The 17,727-nt window shown below is 46.0% G+C and carries 18 protein-coding genes; 12 read left to right on the top strand and 6 right to left on the bottom strand.

Translation table 11 applies throughout. From position 1 onward, the window contains the following. Positions 1-23 precede the first annotated feature (23 nt). The 5 genes from F1728_RS15330 to F1728_RS15310 form a co-directional block, all read right to left on the bottom strand. Positions 24-263 (bottom strand): hypothetical protein, encoded by a 240-nt coding sequence (locus tag F1728_RS15330; protein WP_155364851.1) that lies wholly within the window; start codon positions 261-263, stop codon positions 24-26. A gap of 13 nt (positions 264-276) precedes the next feature. Beyond that, positions 277-759 (bottom strand): S1 RNA-binding domain-containing protein, encoded by a 483-nt coding sequence (locus F1728_RS15325; protein ID WP_155364850.1) that lies wholly within the window; start codon positions 757-759, stop codon positions 277-279. Positions 760-848: 89 nt separating this feature from the next. Beyond that, a complete protein-coding gene (locus F1728_RS15320; protein ID WP_155364849.1) occupies positions 849-1,283 on the bottom strand; it encodes a hypothetical protein in 435 nt (144 codons plus the stop codon). Positions 1,284-1,380: 97 nt separating this feature from the next. Further along, positions 1,381-1,857 (bottom strand): ankyrin repeat domain-containing protein, encoded by a 477-nt coding sequence (locus F1728_RS15315; RefSeq protein WP_155364848.1) that lies wholly within the window; start codon positions 1,855-1,857, stop codon positions 1,381-1,383. Positions 1,858-1,860: 3 nt separating this feature from the next. Continuing rightward, entirely contained in the window at positions 1,861-2,493 is a 633-nt protein-coding gene (locus F1728_RS15310; RefSeq protein ID WP_155364847.1) for a hypothetical protein, read from the bottom strand. 711 nt (positions 2,494-3,204) lie between these two features. Between F1728_RS15310 and F1728_RS15305 the strand changes: the two genes are divergently transcribed. From F1728_RS15305 to F1728_RS15265, 9 genes are all read left to right on the top strand, one after another. Continuing rightward, entirely contained in the window at positions 3,205-3,711 is a 507-nt protein-coding gene (locus tag F1728_RS15305; protein WP_155364846.1) for a hypothetical protein, read from the top strand. A 236-nt stretch (positions 3,712-3,947) separates the two neighbouring features. Further along, positions 3,948-4,145 (top strand): cold-shock protein, encoded by a 198-nt coding sequence (locus F1728_RS15300; RefSeq protein ID WP_155364845.1) that lies wholly within the window; start codon positions 3,948-3,950, stop codon positions 4,143-4,145. 135 nt (positions 4,146-4,280) lie between these two features. Further along, positions 4,281-5,090 (top strand): GIY-YIG nuclease family protein, encoded by an 810-nt coding sequence (locus F1728_RS31670; RefSeq protein WP_228030785.1) that lies wholly within the window; start codon positions 4,281-4,283, stop codon positions 5,088-5,090. A 273-nt stretch (positions 5,091-5,363) separates the two neighbouring features. Continuing rightward, on the top strand, positions 5,364-5,789 hold the full coding sequence (locus tag F1728_RS15290) for a heavy metal-responsive transcriptional regulator (protein WP_155364844.1): 426 nt from the start codon (positions 5,364-5,366) through the stop codon (positions 5,787-5,789). 22 nt (positions 5,790-5,811) lie between these two features. After that, complete coding sequence (locus F1728_RS15285; protein WP_155364843.1) at positions 5,812-8,040, top strand: nitric-oxide reductase large subunit; 2,229 nt, start codon at positions 5,812-5,814, stop codon at positions 8,038-8,040. Positions 8,041-8,151: 111 nt separating this feature from the next. After that, positions 8,152-8,553, top strand: coding sequence for a cupin domain-containing protein (locus F1728_RS15280; RefSeq protein ID WP_228030783.1), 402 nt, complete (start codon positions 8,152-8,154; stop codon positions 8,551-8,553). Next, on the top strand, positions 8,550-9,722 hold the full coding sequence (locus F1728_RS15275; RefSeq protein ID WP_155364842.1) for an efflux RND transporter periplasmic adaptor subunit: 1,173 nt from the start codon (positions 8,550-8,552) through the stop codon (positions 9,720-9,722). The genes F1728_RS15280 and F1728_RS15275 overlap by 4 nt, the downstream gene beginning before the upstream one ends. Then, on the top strand, positions 9,719-10,930 hold the full coding sequence (locus F1728_RS15270; RefSeq protein WP_155364841.1) for an ABC transporter permease: 1,212 nt from the start codon (positions 9,719-9,721) through the stop codon (positions 10,928-10,930). Before F1728_RS15275 ends, F1728_RS15270 begins: the two co-directional genes overlap by 4 nt. Then, positions 10,927-11,631: an ABC transporter ATP-binding protein gene (locus F1728_RS15265; RefSeq protein ID WP_155364840.1), complete on the top strand. Its 705-nt coding sequence runs from the start codon at positions 10,927-10,929 to the stop codon at positions 11,629-11,631. The genes F1728_RS15270 and F1728_RS15265 overlap by 4 nt, the downstream gene beginning before the upstream one ends. Before the next feature lie 215 nt (positions 11,632-11,846). Here F1728_RS15265 and F1728_RS15260 read toward each other — a convergent pair whose 3' ends face one another. After that, positions 11,847-12,755: a nuclease-related domain-containing protein gene (locus F1728_RS15260; protein WP_155364839.1), complete on the bottom strand. Its 909-nt coding sequence runs from the start codon at positions 12,753-12,755 to the stop codon at positions 11,847-11,849. Between the two features lie 165 nt (positions 12,756-12,920). On the opposite strand from F1728_RS15260, the gene F1728_RS15255 reads away from it, so the two are divergent. From F1728_RS15255 to F1728_RS15245, 3 genes are read left to right on the top strand one after another with little or no spacing between them, the layout of a single operon-like run. Then, entirely contained in the window at positions 12,921-15,488 is a 2,568-nt protein-coding gene (locus F1728_RS15255) for an HsdM family class I SAM-dependent methyltransferase (RefSeq protein ID WP_155364838.1), read from the top strand. After that, the gene (locus F1728_RS15250; protein WP_155364837.1) at positions 15,481-16,803 is read left to right on the top strand and encodes a restriction endonuclease subunit S; all 1,323 of its coding nucleotides are present in this window, start codon (positions 15,481-15,483) and stop codon (positions 16,801-16,803) included. The genes F1728_RS15255 and F1728_RS15250 overlap by 8 nt, the downstream gene beginning before the upstream one ends. After that, on the top strand, positions 16,796-17,674 hold the full coding sequence (locus tag F1728_RS15245) for a GIY-YIG nuclease family protein (protein WP_155364836.1): 879 nt from the start codon (positions 16,796-16,798) through the stop codon (positions 17,672-17,674). Before F1728_RS15250 ends, F1728_RS15245 begins: the two co-directional genes overlap by 8 nt. The last annotated feature ends 53 nt before the right edge of the window (positions 17,675-17,727 follow it).

Below are 17,727 nucleotides of genomic sequence, written 5' to 3'. Positions count from 1 at the left end.
GCCCTATTTTCAATGCACCTTCATCAGGCAGCAAAGCATGTCTTGTCTGGAAATTCTCTATTTTGCCAATGCATATAAAGCCTTCTCTTTGCACGCAGTGCATAAAACATTTTTTCATCACCGGGGACATTAGAGAGTATTTCAATATCACCAGTTTCTTTATTGATTTGTATCTGGCCTACACGATCTTCATTTGGGCCATATTCATAAACGGCAAATGAATCAGTCTCAGAGATCTTGTATATGGTTACGTAAATTGCCATGAATTTGCCCCAGTTATTTTGACAAATCACTTGGTTTTATGCTTAACACAATTTGATGATTATGTTCTCGAAAACCAAGAACGATAGCTTCGATCTCGGAGCCAATCGCTGGAAAATCAATAGGTGACACTCCTTTTTCATCCTTAATGTGCATGATTTCGACAAGGCCTTCATATTTTGTGTCAGGAACATCAACGAAGAAACCAAAATGTCTATGCTTTGTGACAGTGACTTTTAAGATGTCTCCCACTTTAAGTGTATTGATTACTTCAATCCAACTTTTGTCATGATTACTCAACAACCCTACCATTCTATCCAAGTATTCTCTTAACTGAGCCTCAGTCATTTTAAACTGAGGTCCTTCTTCCATCACCGCTATGCCCAATATTTCGTTATGAAACTCCGTAGATATTTTGGCTCCTAACTCTTGAATAATAACAAAAGCAACTTGAGCTACTCGAACTGGATCATATCCCTTTTCGATCTCACGGATCATGTCATTTCGGAAATTAATCGGTGTATACGTCACGTCAATTCTCTGGCTGGAATATTATTTATTGATCTGATCCAAACTGCCAATAATCTCTAACAGCGAATCGATTTTAAACTGATTAACCACTGCACGATACTGGTTGCGATCAAAGACAATGGGAAAAAGACATGGCCATAAACTAAGGTTGTGAGAAATGCAGCGTTTTTGGCTTCCAATAACAAGCTTATATTCCTCATGGGAGATCCGAAAAAACGATGGCCTATAAAGAAAAGAAAACCAACAATCATCGCATAGATGAATGATCCCACTGGTAAGGCAATTACGCCCATCATAAACGTCTTAAATGAGAACTCTGATGGCAAAATAATTGTTGCAATTAATACACTAGTCATTCCAGTTAAGACTGCCGAAATAAAGCTAAAGAGGATTTCTGAGTAAGAGGCATTTTCAAACCCACTGGTAAGAAAGAAAATGGGAATGAATATGATCGCAATTCCCACACCGCTACCCAAAAGAATTGAATTCATGAATCTCATATGGATGCTTTTCGTGGATGAGCTATTCTAAATTGGGAATCTGTTTGATGTATTATGCAGATTACGATGTTCAGAGATGTAATCTGTATTAAGCAGTTGAAATGATACCGACAGCTGCTTCATCGCCCATATTTTTTGCTAACTCTAGTGGTGAAATTCCATAGTTATTTTTCTGGGAGGCAATTTCTGGATTAGAGTATTCAGCAAACAGTTTTAAGAGATCGTATGTTCGTTTGGGATTTCCAACAGCATCCAGCAAGGGGGTATTTCCATTTTTGTCTGCGATTGAGAGATCCCCACCATTCTCTAATATTGCTCTGGTTAATTCCAGATTCTGATAAATCGCACAAAAATGCAGAGGAGTCAGACCTTTCTTGGTTTTGGCATTAACGTCAAGACCCCTTCTAATCAGTTCCAGTCCAACTGGGGTGTTGTCGTAAGCAATGGCTGAATGCAGCAGAGTCGCCCCGTAATCATCTCTGATATTAATGTCATCCAGTGCTTCTATAATCTCAAGAGCATCAGGCTTTTTTAATTCCACTGCATTAAATGGATCTGTCGACATTCTTTAATTCCTGTTATTCACAACCATCAGATACGCCTTCGTACTCACCCGAACATACAGAACTGCATCCACCTCCATCCGCTTCAAATTATCCGTCAGATCATGCCCGCCGCCCAACAAGATCACCTTGATCCCCTGCCCCTTCAATAAGATCTTGAGCATCTCATCTTCCCGTCTCTCTTCTGCAATTTTATCAAGGTGAATCGAACCATCTTTTCCAACAGGATTAGCTGCTTCAAAAGCCTCAGCATTCTCCAGAGGCAAAACATATTTCAGTTCATTTGAGATCTTCAACTGAGCTGCCGCTCCCAGTTGCATCAAATCTCTTCGATATTGCTCTCGGAGAAACAGATCAAAAGCACCATCACCATCTGGCACTTCGAATTCCCGAAGCGTTTTTACAAAACTGTTGAATGCATTCAGATTCTTCTCTGTCAGCCCTTCCATATGGACTGATCGAACCTTGTGGTGCTTGATCAAGAATCGCAGCATCTGTCTCTGCTCTTTCTGAATCGCTTCGACATCATCCAAGAATTCAAGATATTGCTCATCGGTTTCTTCTTCTGATAATTTGCCATCTGATGAAGCTGATAGGTCAGCAGCAAAATCCTCTTTGGAAACAAAGTGCCAGCTCAATAGATGGATAATGATCTGTTCGGGTTTGGAGTTGATTGGAGTGGAAGTGACTGAGTGGACGCTGGGGAGTTTGCGGAGCTGCCAGATGGGATCGGGATCATCGCAGAATGCAAAGGGGACTGCGAAGTGCAGGCAGATGATGAGGGAGGCACAGTGAAATATTATGAATTATCCTGAGAGGATAAATATAGAGCCAAAACACAGATGCCTATCACAAGAAAAAGCAAATACAAAAAAAGACCATTTTGCAAATCATTCTGAGAGTTTCTCTATTATTCAACATTTAGCTTGAACTTCGCTTTAACCGAGAACAGAATGTGCACATATGGCTTTTGGTAACAAATAAATACTTATCGCTCCTACTTTCTGCGTCAATTGCAGTTATGAAATATCTCTTGTTGGGTATGCTTTACAATAAATAGGGGCTATCGTCATGCGTATCTTCTCGGTTCTCGCAATCACAATCATCCTTGGTGATTTTATCTTCGGTTGTAGCAATGGGAGAGAAAATGTCGGTTATTGAATGCCCTGACTGCTTGTCACCAACTTTGACAGATATGGCCTGTGGTGTAGATTTAACATTAAGCTAAGAGAAATGGTTTCGCTTGAGATTTGATGATTTAGGAAAATGATATTTAAAAACTACTTCCTATAGAATCTAGATGTTATTTTTTAAACTTGCTTAGGACTTAGCCTCACCGAGGAAAACTAGTGAATTCCGTAAAGAACAACCTACGATACTTGCGTGAGTCTAAACAACAAAAACGAATGGCAGAAGAGGTTATTGAAGAGATTAATCAAAAGTTAAAGCTCTTGATTGAATATAGGGATGCTCAGTGGAAATTGATAGATTCCTCGCCTCTGGCTAATTGGTTTAATAAGGGGCTCTCAAAATATCATTCCAATGCAAGTTATGTGATGTATTCGTTAGTACGGATTCTCGAAGAAATCCAGCTCCAAAACTATTCACAAGAAGACGAAATGACAATTGCAGAACTGGCTCGTCAATGCATAGCTGTAGTGCTGGTTGACCGAGGAAAATCGCACGTACTCGATGTGCCATCACCTGTGCATGCATGTGATGGGCGTACGATATTTTTTAGAGGGAGTGCGTGGCGTAATAATTATGAAGACTGTCAGTCTTTTCGCCATCAAATTCTACAGCATCTCCTAGATCGTGTTTATGGACCTATTGATGAATCAATTATCGGAAGATGAAGTTTAGATGCAGTGACGGTGATACCATTTCATCGTTCGAAATGAGGTACCTCTTCGCTTTTGTAGCCCTGCTTGGTGATCCGTACAAAGAATCCCAGCCATCAATTCCTATTCGTGGTGGTCGTTTCCTTGGCTTTGTCCATGTTTCTGGTTAGACTCGTCCCTGAGGTTGAACAGCCTGAACCTGTTGTGTCAGGTGACACCTCAAAGACTATTTTTTATGAATCGGATTGAAGATGGCAGAAGGTACGATCAAAAAACTGACGGACAAAGGATTTGGGTTTATCGACTTGGGGAACGGTGAGGACATTTTTTTCCACAGTTCGAACCTTGAAGGGGTGAGTTACGACCAACTCCGAGAAGGACAACAAGTGTCTTTCGACAAGGGACAAGGACCAAAGGGACCAAGAGCGGAAAATGTCAATGTGATCTAATCACCAAGACATTTCGAAAGATATAAAGCCGACGAGATTCGTCGGCTTTTTTTATTGATATTGTCCTTGCTCTGCGAGTCGATTACACCTCCAACTCCAGTTCTTCAAACATAATCTTAATTTTGGCGAACCACCATGATCTTCCGCCTCTCCCAAAAGCTCAATCAGAAAATCAAAGCTGGCACATTAGACGCCCTTCCCTTACACCAGAACCCTTTTGCTGACTGGTCGTGTCACATTTTTCCAGTAAATCGTCGTCAGTACATTTTACTGAGTAATACAAAATCACTGTATTCGTGCGTGATGCCAGCTAAAGGTGTTACAAATCAAAAACGGTTTGCTGAAAAAACAATGAACTGTATCAGGGATTTCACAGCCGATGACGCCAATCAATGGGCATTTAGAAAATTTATAGTTCCTGAATTTAAAACGGTTCAATTTGCGAAATCCTTAAATCGTTCTGTGACCAGCTCGATGAATCAGTTGGTGTTATGTGCCCAGAGCTTGCTGATTGAATGTCAGATGTCACCACATGAAGTGGGTTTTAAGCTGAATGATTTTCTGTTGTCATCTATTACTGAGACAAAATCAGATGGATATGGCAGACCAGAAGATGTGTTTCGGAGGATGGTGGAATCGAGGAAAATAGAAATAGCTGAATCAGACCTGAAAGAAGATGATGCAGCGGACAATCCCACAGACTGGTTTGTCTATATTCTCAGATGTGCTGATGATTCCTTGTACACAGGTATTACGACTGATTTGAAACGAAGGTGTGAGCAGCACAATGCAGGTACAGCTTCACGCTATACCCGTAGCCGTCTTCCAGTCAGCATGGTGTACCATGAAATCCAAGCCACACGAAGTATGGCTTTAAAGCGTGAACTGGAAATTAAGGCGATGTCACGCAAGGCAAAAGAAGCACTAATTAAGTCTGTGAAGTGAGACTTTTTTCGAACAGAAAATACTCTCTTTTGTAATTTCAAATAATATCTGACCAACAATAAACGTGGTGCTCTCATTCCACTTGACTGCGTTCTGGTTTCGCTTCCTTCGACTTTGAGATCCGAGTGATACATACGGAGAGATTTCCATGATTATACTCTTTCCAAATTGTGCAGCATCTTGATCTTCCGGTAAATAATATCGCCATCTGACACTTGACTCTGTAGTATGGTACAGAGTGTATAATCAGTATCCGAATGAGGAGTGTCACTAGTGAGTGCATTAAAAATCGGTGAGGTTGCAAAACGATCAGAAGTCGGGGTCGAAACGATTCGCTACTACGAGCGGCAAGGATTGTTAGCCGAACCGGAGCGTCGTCCATCGGGATTCCGCCAGTATGACGAGTCGGTGGTGTCTCGCTTACTGTTCATTCGAAATGCCAAGGAACTTGGATTCACACTTGCTGAGATCAAAGAACTCCTTGGACTGTGGTTCGACGTGAATACGAAGTGCGTCCATGTTCGACAGCGAGCCGAAAAGAAAATCGCAAATATTGAAGACAAGATTCGATTGCTCCAGAAGATGAAGCGGTCGCTGAAAAAAATCATAAACCAGTGTGAAGGCCGAAATACTGTAGATGAATGCCCACTATGGCTGGGACTCGATGAGCCTCGGAAAAACAAGAAGGCTTGTGACTAACTATTCATAAGGTGAGTAACAGATGAAACGATTGTGGATGGCGTTTGTGGCTGTGATGGTATTGTCATTTCTTGTCCTTGGGTGGATTGGCACTCGTATCTATCAGGAGATGCCACCTATCCCTGAGAAAATTGTGATGACGGACGGCCAGACATTCATTGGTAGTGGCGAGATCACTGCCGGGCAGAATGTCTGGCAATCAATGGGAGGCATGGAAGTCGGGTCGATCTGGGGGCACGGTAGCTATGTTGCTCCCGACTGGACTGCGGACTGGCTACATCGGGAAGCCGTTTTTATTCTTGACCGTTGGGCGAAAGCTGATCACAACATCGAGTTCGAAAAACTCGACAGCGAACAAAAGGCTCAACTTGTTGCTCGTCTGACCAAACTACTGCACACGAACACGTACGATCCATCTACCGGCACGGTCACGATTGATCCCATTCGAGTCGAGGCGTTCGAGTCCAATCTTGCCCATTACACCGAAGTCTTCTCGGAAGGGAACACTGACTATGCTATTCCTGCGGGAGCGGTTTCTGACCCGGATCGACTCCGCAAGTTGTCGGCTTTCTTTTTCTGGACGGCGTGGGCCGCCTCGACCGACCGCCCTAATGACATCAGTACATATACCAGCAACTGGCCCCACGAACCACTGATAGGCAACCGGCCTACCGGCGACACGGTTGTCTGGACCGGCGTAAGCATCATCATGCTGCTGGCAGGAATCTCAGCGATGGCATGGTGGTATGCCTCGAAGCGAAATGAGGAAGAGGAGCCAACTCCTCCAGAAAATGATCCACTCGCACTCTGGGAAGCCACTGCATCTCAAAAAGCCACAATCAAATATTTTTGGGTCGTTTCAGCCCTGATCCTCGTACAAATGCTTCTCGGGGTTGTGACGGCACACTACGGTGTGGAAGGTGACGGTTTCTACGGTTTTCCGCTTTCCGAATGGCTACCTTACAGCGTGTCCCGAACATGGCATGTTCAGATGGGGCTGTTCTGGATCGCTACCGCTTGGTTGGCGGCAGGGCTATTCATCGGCCCGCTCGTCAGCGGTGAAGAACCAAGGTTTCAACGACTTGGTGTCAACGTATTATTTGGGGCATTATTACTGGTCGTGGTCGGATCGCTCACGGGTGAATGGTTGAGCATCCAGAACAAGATGACCGATACGGTTTCGTTCTACTTTGGTCATCAAGGTTACGAGTATGTCGATCTGGGGCGGGTCTGGCAGATCGCCCTGATGGTTGGATTACTGCTCTGGCTGATTCTGATGATCCGTGTGCTGCTTCCCGCCTTACGCAAAACTGGCGATACAAAACAACTGGTCGCTCTCTTGGCGGTCGCCACTGGAGCTATTGCATTGTTCTATGGTGCAGGTTTGACGTGGGGACAACATTCTCACCTGTCGATGGTCGAATATTGGCGATGGTGGGTGGTTCACCTGTGGGTGGAAGGGTTCTTTGAGGTCTTCGCTACCACGGTCATAGCCTTTATTTTCATGCGTCTCAATCTGATTCGACCGGGTATCGCCGCCGCAGCGGCTCTCTTGTCGGCCACGATCTTTCTTTCAGGTGGAATCATCGGCACCTGTCATCATCTTTACTTTTCGGGTACTCCGACCGTCGCACTTGTTTGGGGATCGGTCTTTAGTGCTTTAGAAGTTGTCCCATTGGTCTTGATTGGATTCGATGCTACCGAGGACCTGCGACGTTCCAGAACATCACCGTGGGTACAACGGTATAAGTGGCCAATCTATTTCTTTGTTGCAGTCGCCTTCTGGAATATGGTCGGAGCGGGACTCTTCGGCTTTATGATTAATCCGCCAATTGCCCTGTACTACATGCAGGGGCTTAACACGACACCACTACACGGTCATGCGGCCTTATTCGGGGTGTATGGGATGTTGGGTATCGGACTTATGCTCATTTGCTTACGAGTCTTGATCCCCGGCAAGGAATGGAAGGATGGCTTGCTGCGGTTCTCATTCTGGTCATTGAACGGTGGTTTGATGGCGATGTGTGTTCTGAGCCTGTTGCCTGTCGGACTTCTACAAACAAAAGCTTCCGTAGAACACAGCTATTGGTTTGCCCGGAGCAGCGAATTCATGCAAACCGATCTAATGCAAACCTTGAGGTGGATGCGAGTACCGGGTGACACAGTGTTCTTCTTTGGAGCCGTAGCTCTTGTCCTTTTCGTGGCAGGGCTTAAAACGGGGCACTCGTTCAAGAAGGTTGAAAACTCATGACCGAATATTCTCTGGAAACTTCTGTTCCTGATTGGGGCTTTGGCTCCTGCGGTGGAAAATCGCTGGGGTTTCCAAAGCAAAACGTGCTGTCGAAGCTTCACAAAGTCAAGAATGGCGGAATCCAAACTGCCCATCTCTCATCACCAAACTAGAAAAATAGAGGTATTTATGGCCATTCCCCACGCACAACCGGGTGAAGTAATTGATGTACGGCCTCTGACGGACCAATTGGTGGCGTCCAGAACCAAGACGCTCTTCCAGACACCACACATCGAAATGATTCGTATGATCCTTCCGGCAGGCAAAATCTTGTCAGAACACAAAGCCCCCGGCGAAATTATCGTGCATTGTCTGGAAGGAGACATAACGTTCACAACAATGGGAGAGCCAAAAAAGCTGCGGGCGGGTGACATGCTCTATCTGGCGGCAGGAGAACCACACAAGCTTGAAGCCGTCGCAGATTCTTCCTTCCTGCTAACAATATTACGGAAATCGGCAGACGGTAATTCATGAGTGAACAGAATGCAGGTTTGAAACTTGGCTGGTTATGGAAGCTGGGACGCTGGCCCGTCCTAGCAATCATTATGGGCGGTATCGTCTACCAGATAAAATTTGCACCGATGAGCGTTCAAGGGATCTCTCCTACTCGCAAAACTGTTGTGTCGGAGGTCATGGGAACCGGAACGCTTGAGGCTCGGGTCTCCACGACGATCAGCCCAAAGATAGCCGGGCGGATCGGTGAAGTCCTCGTGGATCAGGGGGACAAGGTCGAGCGAGGAAAGTTGCTTGTACGGCTCGATGACGAAGAACTCCAGCAACAGGTTGAGATTGCTTTAGCGAACGTGGAAGCGGCGAATGCCGCACTTGGAAGGCTCTTGGCTGACAAGAAAAGAACGATTGCGGTGCTAGAGCAGTCACAGAGGCATCATGATCGTGTGCAGTCACTCAAAGTAAAGAACGTTACGACACAGGATGATGTGGATCGAGCCGTTGAATCGCTGGCGGTGGCGACGGCGGATATGACACGGGCTGAAGCCGCCATTACCGAGGGGCAGAAAAGTCTGCTCGCCGCCGAGAAAACACTCGAATATCACCGGGCACGGCTGGCGGACACGCTGATTAAAGCTCCATTCGCTGGGCTAGTTGTAGAGCGTCAGAGAGAGGCGGGTGATATTGCTGTTCCCGGCAGTGCGGTCTTGACGCTAATTTCCACAGACGTCCTGTGGATTTCCGCATGGGTCGATGAAACTGAGATGTCGAAGCTGAGCGTCGATCAGCCCGCACGCATTGTGTTCCGCTCCCAACCGGAGCAAAACTTCCCCGGAACCGTGATTCGGCTTAGCAGACAGGCGGATCGAGAGACTCGGGAGCTTGTTGTGGATGTTCAAGTCTCCGAGTTACCTGAGAATTGGGCCATCGGTCAACGGGCCGAAGTCTACATCGAAACTCACCGACAAAACAATGCCTTAACAATACCGTTGATCGCTCTCCATCGTCGTGACAATATCGAAGGAGTCTTTGTAAATGAGGACGGGAATGCCCGCTGGAAAGCGTTGACACTCGGTGTGCATGGGCGAGAGGTTGTCGAAGTGCAATCAGGGCTGTCGGAGCGTGATGTAGTTTTGCTGGTGCCGACTGACGTGACACCCCTTACCGAAGGGCGGAGGGTCCAAGTTCGATGATGCTTGCTCTCAAGGACATTCGCCACAATGTCGGTCGCTTCGCCTTAACGACAGTAGGTATTGGACTACTGCTCATGATCGTCATGGGGATGGGGGGCATATACCGAGGCGTGATTGAAGATGCCACGTTGCTGATCGACCGAGTGGGGGCGGATCTGTGGGTTGTTCAGAAGAGTACCAGAGGACCGTTTGCTGAGATCTCCCGTGTGCCGCCAAATCTTGTCCATCGAGTGCAGGCGGTTCCCGGCGTCCGAGTGGCCCGTGAATTTGTGTACCATACGGTTCAGCGGGAGCGAGCAGGTAAGCCGCTCCGAATCGCCGTCATGGGACTGAGTTGGCCCGTGGACAAAGGAGAGTGGTTGCCACTCACGGCAGGAAGGCATCTTTCTCAGAATCACTTCGAGATGATCGCCGATGAATCTCTGAGAATTCCAGTTGGCAGCCGGATCGAACTCGGGAAAGAAACGTATCATGTCGTCGGCACCACGAAGAATCTCATCAGTTCAAATGGCGATGGAATTGCTTTTGTGACCGTACAGGATGCTCAGGCAATTCAGTTTGACATTCCCGGCGAAGCGGTTCGCCTCGAACGTGCGTCCCGTGAATCACGTGGCGAAGAGTTTGAAGCCGCCATGAAACAACCAGCTTTGCTCGACAATGCTGGACGACCAACCGGAGAACTTCCCGCCGTGGCCCGTCCTCAATTGAGTGCAGTGATGGTCACGCTCAGTCCGGGGGCCAACGCAAAAGAAGTCGTGCAAATCATTGGGGGATGGAGTGATGTCTCAGTGTACACGCAGGATGGTCAGCGGGAACTGCTATTACGGGGTTCTGTTGAAAAGATCAAACGGCAGATTGGCTTATTTCGAGTCCTTTTGACGATTATCGCTGCGATCATCATGGCACTGATCTTGTACACGCTGACGCTCGACAAGATTCACTCGATTGCCCTACTCAAACTGATCGGAGCACCCAATAGAGTCATTCTTGGACTGATTCTGCAACAGGCGTTATTGCTCGGTGGAATCGGCTTCGGAATTGCCTATCTACTGGGCCAAAGAGTCTTTCCACTCTTTCCTCGTCGAGTCATCATCACCAACGAAGATGTATTACAGCTTGCCGTTATCGTACTGGGGATTTCAATCGCTTCGAGTATTCTGGGGATCTGGAAAGCAATGCGAGTCTCTCCCAATGAGGCTCTGTCATGATCACAAATCAGAACGCTTTATTTGCCATCGAAACCGAACTGTTGACGAAGGTCTACGGCAGCGGCAATACGGAAGTTGTGGCAATGAAAGACGCTACGATGAAAGTTCGACAGGGTGAGGTTGTGGCTCTGCTTGGTCCCAGCGGGTCAGGGAAATCAACATTCCTCACGGCTGTTGGACTCATCAATCCCCCCTCATCAGGACGAGTCATCATTCGGGGGCAACTGGTCCTCGACGGAGCAGAGGCAAAAACGAACCTGAGAACATTTAGGCGACAGCATATCGGATTTATTTTCCAGAAGTCGAATCTCATTCCTTTTCTATCTGCCGCTGAAAATGTGCAGATTGCGATGGAACTTAATGGGGAATCTCGACGTGCTGCGTCCAAACGCTCGATGGAACTACTTGATTATCTCGGTGTTGCCGACCGGGCGAAGAACCTTCCTTCAATGCTGTCGGGCGGGCAACAGCAGCGAGTCGCCGTCGCACGGGCACTGGCGAATCGCCCCAGCGTAATCCTTGCCGATGAACCGACCGCTGCTCTTGATAGTCACCGTGGACGGCAAGTGATGGAACTCTTCGCCCAAGTCGCTCATGACCAGCAGGCCGGAGTAATTGTCGTAACACACGATCATCGTTCATTGGATGTGTTTGATACGCAGTATGAAATGGAAGATGGTCGATTATCCTCACCAAAGTAAGCGGAACAAGGATCAGACTATTGCAAACCATTCTCTGCTATATCTAATTTAAGTAGCTAGAATTCTTTAGGTGAGGGATCTGGCATCGGTTGGTATTTTGGATTGCCATTGGTATTTATGCTTGCTGTGGATTTCTTCTTTGACATATGAGACTCACTGAACTAAATCAGGTTGTATGTCTTACTGACAGGTGATGATATTACGAGGCATCTTCATTATTTCTTATCACGAAATACTGGTTCAACATCACGACATAACTGCCCCAGCTGATGAGCAACTTGCAGGATTTCTTTAGAAGTCAATTCGACTTGATCATTCATAAAGAACCATTTGGAGTTTTTGGGATTGATGACAGAAAATGAACCTCGGCGATTATTTTGTTTTACAAACCAGCCCGGAAGAGCAAGAACTGGTCGCACAGGAATCTGCATGCCCACTGACGAAGTCAAATATTTTGACAGCCACCTTCCTTCGGTTTCTAACTGATCGACATCGATCTTTTCTGAACGATCAGAAAAGCGTAATACATTATTCTGGTGATCGACGATTACTTCTGCTTTACCCTTTCCTTCTTTGGCCTTTGATCGCATCTTTGTATTGATCGAAAAAACTCCGCTGGGGCTGACGACAACATGGTCAATGTTTCCATAATCAATTTGGATGTCATGAAATACACGGCAGCCGTAAAGCATCAATTGATTAAGCTCTTCACCTGTAAACATCTCGCCCTGAAAACCCAGCGAATTGTTTTTCCTTTCATTTAAAACTTTACTCAAGCGTCGTCCCAGTAAGGTAATGGTACCCAGACCGATGACCAGCATGATTATCGTGCGGGGAAGTGATTCAGGAATCTGACCGAAATACGATTGACTCAGATGAAGCGAATAAAGCAAGAGCGGAGTTATCAACATAAAAATAAACAAAATGGTGACTTCATCACTTTGCTCATTTACTTTTAATCGGAGTGAGTATCCGGGGGGACGCATCAAATCCTGTGTCAGCGGTGATTGTCGTTGTTTCAGATCTTGTTTTCGTTTCCAGATGTAAGCAATGGCGACTGTCACACCCATGCCGCAAAACATCAGGAGTATGGGAATAAAGACTGAAAATAAGTTCGACCACATCCGTTTTGACTACTTTCCTGCTAGACCCAAGTGCAAAAAACGACCTTTCAAACCGTCTAAATCGACGCAGGTCCAATTATTGAACAAATCTCCATCCTATGGTACTCTGGAAACAAATTGTAGCCACAATTTATTTAAGAATTATCAACCAGAGACCCACCACTTATGTCCAAACAAAAACTGACTTTAGCACGGCTGGAGCACATGCTGTTTACGGCCTGTGATATTCTGCGGGGGAAAATGGATGCCTCCGAATATAAAGAGTTCATTTTCGGGATGCTGTTCCTTAAACGGTTGTCGGATCAATTCGAACATGACCGTGCCCAGATGGAAGCGGAATACCAGAAGAAGGGATTAAAGCCTGAACTGATTGAAAAGCAGCTTAATAATCCCGCTGTTTACAAGAGCTTCTTTGTCCCCCCAGAAGCTCGTTGGAACAAAATCCAGCACTTGAAAAAGTCTGTAGGCTCTGGTTTGAACAAAGCTCTGCATGCCATTGAAGACGCCAATCCCAATACGCTGCAAGATGTGCTGAAAGGGATTAACTTCAATCGCAAGGTTGGTCAGAAAACGATGGCTGACAGTACTCTGATTGAGTTCATCCAGCACTTTGAACAACTACCCCTCTCTAATGATGACTTTGAGTTCCCTGACCTGATGGGGGCGGCATACGAATACCTCATCAAATATTTTGCTGACTCTGCTGGTAAAAAAGGGGGCGAATTCTACACCCCTGCTGAGGTTGTCCGTCTGATGGTTCAGATCATTGAACCAAAACAGGGAATGGAAATTTACGATCCCACAGTTGGATCTGGTGGGATGCTAATCCAAGCTCATCAGTATGTAAGGGAAACTGGCGGTGATCCCCGTGACCTTGCTCTGAGTGGTCAGGAGGATAATGGCGGTACATGGTCCATCTGTAAGATGAACATGATCCTGCATGGCATTATTTCTGCTGATATTCGTCAGGGGGATACCATCAAAGACCCTCAGCATATTGGTGATGGGGGAGAATTAAAACGATACAGTCGTGTGATAGCTAACCCCCCTTTTTCGCAAAACTATTCTCAGACTGACATGAAGTTCAAAGAACGTTTCCATACCTTCATGCCTGAGAGTGGTAAAAAAGCGGATTTGATGTTTGTGCAACACATGGTTGCCAGTCTGAAATCTGATGGTCGGATGGCGGTGGTCATGCCACACGGCGTTTTGTTTCGTGGGGGTGAAGAGAAAGCATGTCGCAAACGCTTTATCAAAGATGGTATTCTGGAAGCTGTCATTGGTCTTCCTGCGGGTCTGTTTTACGGAACAGGAATTCCTGCCTGTGTGCTGGTCATCAATAAACAGGATGCTGCCAAACGTAAAAGTGTGTTGTTTATCAATGCAGATCGGGAATATAAGGAAGGTAAAAATCAGAACTCCCTCCGTCCAGAAGACATTGAAAAGATCACTCACGTTTACCGTGGAAATCTGGATGTCAATAAATATGCCCGCAATGTCCCTGTTTCAGAATTAGAATCAGAAGAGTTCAATCTGAATATCCGTCGTTATGTGGATAACAGCCCTCCCCCAGAACCACATGATGTGCGTGCCCACTTGAATGGTGGTATCCCTAAAACTGAAGTTGCCTCTCTCTCACATTATTTTGACAACTATGAAGGGCTGAGAGAGCAACTGTTTTGTGATCGGGATCAGGACTATCTTGATTTTGTCCCTGCTGTGGAATCCAAAGACTCGATTAAATCAATCATCGAAGAAGCCCCTTGCGTTCAATCAAAACATGAGAAATTTCATCAGGCAATCAAACGCTGGTGGAAAAAGCATCTACCACAGATCGAAGCCCTGCCTCAAACAGGTAACGTTTTTGAACTCAGGCGGGAGTTTCTGGAAACCATCAGCAAGGCATTAAAGTCTCAGGGAATTCTAGACGTTTATAAAATTCGTGGAGCGTTTGCGGACTATATGAACCGTCTGGAAGCCGATTTTAAATCAGTAGCCGCTAGTGGTTGGGGACCAGAACTGATTCCAGAAGCTGATATTCTGCAATCCCAGTTCCCAGAAGTTCTGTCGCAGATTGAGGAAGATCAAGCCCGTATTGCCGAACTGGTAGGACTGTTTGCGGCGGCAGATGCAGCCGATGACGAAGAAAATGAAAGCGACGATTCAGACGAATCGGAAAATGGAATCCTACCAAAATCAGTGGTTAAGAAGCTCAAAGAACAAAAGAAAACTCTGGGCGGTGATGTTCGGGAATTAAAGAAGAATATCAAAGCTGCCAAGCAGGATCTCAAACGGATGGAAAGCAGTGGAGTTGCTGCCTCTGAGATCAAAACGAAAAAAGATGAAGTGAAGTCCAATGAAGCTCAGGTTCAGGAGTTCAATCAGCAGATTGAAGAGATTGACCAGCGTCTGGAGCAACACAATGCTCTCGATAAAGAACTCAAATCTCTGAAAGCCAACATTCGTCAGTCGGAAAAGAAAAAAGATGAACTGATTGAAGCCGCCCGTGAAAAGATCTCCAAAGAAGAAGCTCAGACGTTGATTCTGGAACGCTTTGATCGATTACTGCACGAAGAATTTGATAGCTACATTCGTGTCTACCAGCGATCTTTGATTGCTGCTGTGGAGAATTTACACAATAAGTATGCTGTGACAGCCAAGGAGATTTTAGCTCAACGTGATAAAGAAGCCGAAAAGTTGAATCAGTTCTTGGTGGAGTTGGGTTATGAGTGAATCCTCTGTTTCACCGAAATGCTGGGATAAGGTACGCCTTGGAGATTACACCACAGTCAAGGCTCGTTTGGGTTGGAAGGGATTGACAGCAGATGAATATGTTGACGATGGTTATATTTTTCTTGCAACTCCCAACCTTAAGGGGCATCAAATTGACTTCTTTAACGTCAACTACATCTCAAAATGGCGATACGACGAATCCCCTGAAATTCAGCTTCGACTGGACGATGTTCTGATCGTTAAAGATGGTTCGACACTCGGCACTAGCAACTTTGTTCGCCGCTTGCCACGTCCAACAACGGTCAACGGTTCCACAGCGGTCGTGCGAACAAAGGGAGGGCTTTACCCAGAGTTTCTCTATCACTTAGTTAATGGTGATGAGTTCCAGCAACTTATCGCTGAAAAGAAGGCAGGACTCGGTGTCCCCCATCTTTTCCAAGCAGACCTGCGTGAGTTTACGATATCACTACCTCCCCTTCCCCAACAAAAAAAGATTGCCCGTATTCTTACGACGGTTGATAATCTGATTGAGAAAACTGAGGCGTTGATCGAAAAATACAAAGCGATCAAACAGGGGATGATGCATGATCTGTTCACAAGAGGTGTGGACAAAGACGGCAAACTCCGCCCTTCATATGAAGAAGTCCCCCATCTGTATAAGGAATCGCCATTGGGATGGATTCCGAAGGAGTGGGAGGCAGGGATACTGAATGACACAATTTCTCAATCTCGTCCGATTGTTTATGGAATACTTATGCCCGGTTATGGCCATCAGGGGGGAATACCTGTCATAAAAGTCAAGGATATCAAGAATGGCGAGGTTCAGTTGGATGATTTACTTTTGACTTCACCGGAAATTGACAGTCAATACAAACGGTCTAAGACAACTGCCGGAGACTTACTATTCACGATTCGTGGGACGGTTGGTCGGATGGCATTTGTCCCTGCTTCACTCGATGGAGCAAATATTACTCAAGATACTGCTCGAATTGGAGTCGTATGCGGAGATGCACGATTCATTCGTGGCTATTTGGAGATGCCTGAGCCACAGAGGTTTATTGCAGTTCACACTCTTGGGGTTGCAGTCCAAGGCATTAATCTGGGTGATGTAAGAAGGATTCCCATTGCTTTTCCATCATTGGAGGAGCAGAAAGAAATTGGTCATAGAGTTGAGGTATTTCAAAAACAACTTTCGCTCGAAGAGGCTAACGCTACTAAGCTTCGAACATTGAAATCTGGTCTCATGCAAGACCTGCTCACAGGAAAAGTCCGAGTCAAAGTAGATGAAGTTGAGGAAGAATTAACCAATGCTTGAACAACACCAACGCCCATTTTCGATTAAAATATTCGTCCCGGATGGTGATCCAGACGGCTTACGTGTTGTGGAAAAGTCGAACTGGACTGGTGTGGGCATTGTCTTTCGACGCACGAATTACAAACAGGCAGCGAATCGAGATGAATTCCTAAAAACAGGAGTTTACATTCTGGTCGGTGCATCGGAAGAGAGCAGCCTACCCACAGTCTACATTGGCGAAGGTGATCCCGTTAAAGCACGACTGGACAGCCACTATAGTAAGAAAGACTTTTGGGACTGGGCTGTGTTTTTCGTCACAAAAGACAGCAGCTTGAATAAAGCCCATGTGAAGCACTTGGAATCCCGATTATTGGAACTGGCTGGAGATGCCAAGCAATGCAAATTAGATAATACCCAAACGTCTCTCCCGCCTTCATTATCAGAAGCAGAAATTGCGGATGTGGAAAGCTTCCTGCTTGATATTCTCAATGTCTTCCCACTACTGGGACTGAGCGTTTTTGAAAAAACAGAAACCAGCGTGAAACCAAGAGATCTCCTTTATATCAAGGCAAAAGGAGTGGCGGCAAAGGGCTACGAAGATGCAAAAGGTTTTGTTGTAATGCAGGGATCTCAAATGGTGGTAGAAGCGACTCCCTCTTTGAACCAGCATTATCTTTCCATTCGCAAGGATTTAATTGATCAGGGGATCGTCGTCTACCAAGGACAACATTATGTCTTTACTCAGAATCAGGTTTTCTCTGCCCCTTCCAAAGCAGGAGCCGTGATCACTGGAGGACCTACAAATGGTCGCACGGCATGGAAAACAAAAGAGGGAACGACATTAAAAGAAATCCAAGAAGCATCCATTGTCAAAGAGGCGGATGATGAGTGAGACTCCTGTGCTGGTAATCCGATTTGTGAGCAGGACAAAAGGTCTCGCTATAT

Source organism: Gimesia benthica, from assembly GCF_009720525.1.
GTDB lineage: Bacteria > Planctomycetota > Planctomycetia > Planctomycetales > Planctomycetaceae > Gimesia > Gimesia benthica.
Note: the sequence above shows the minus strand (reverse complement) of the source record. Positions and strands in the feature narration are given on the sequence as shown.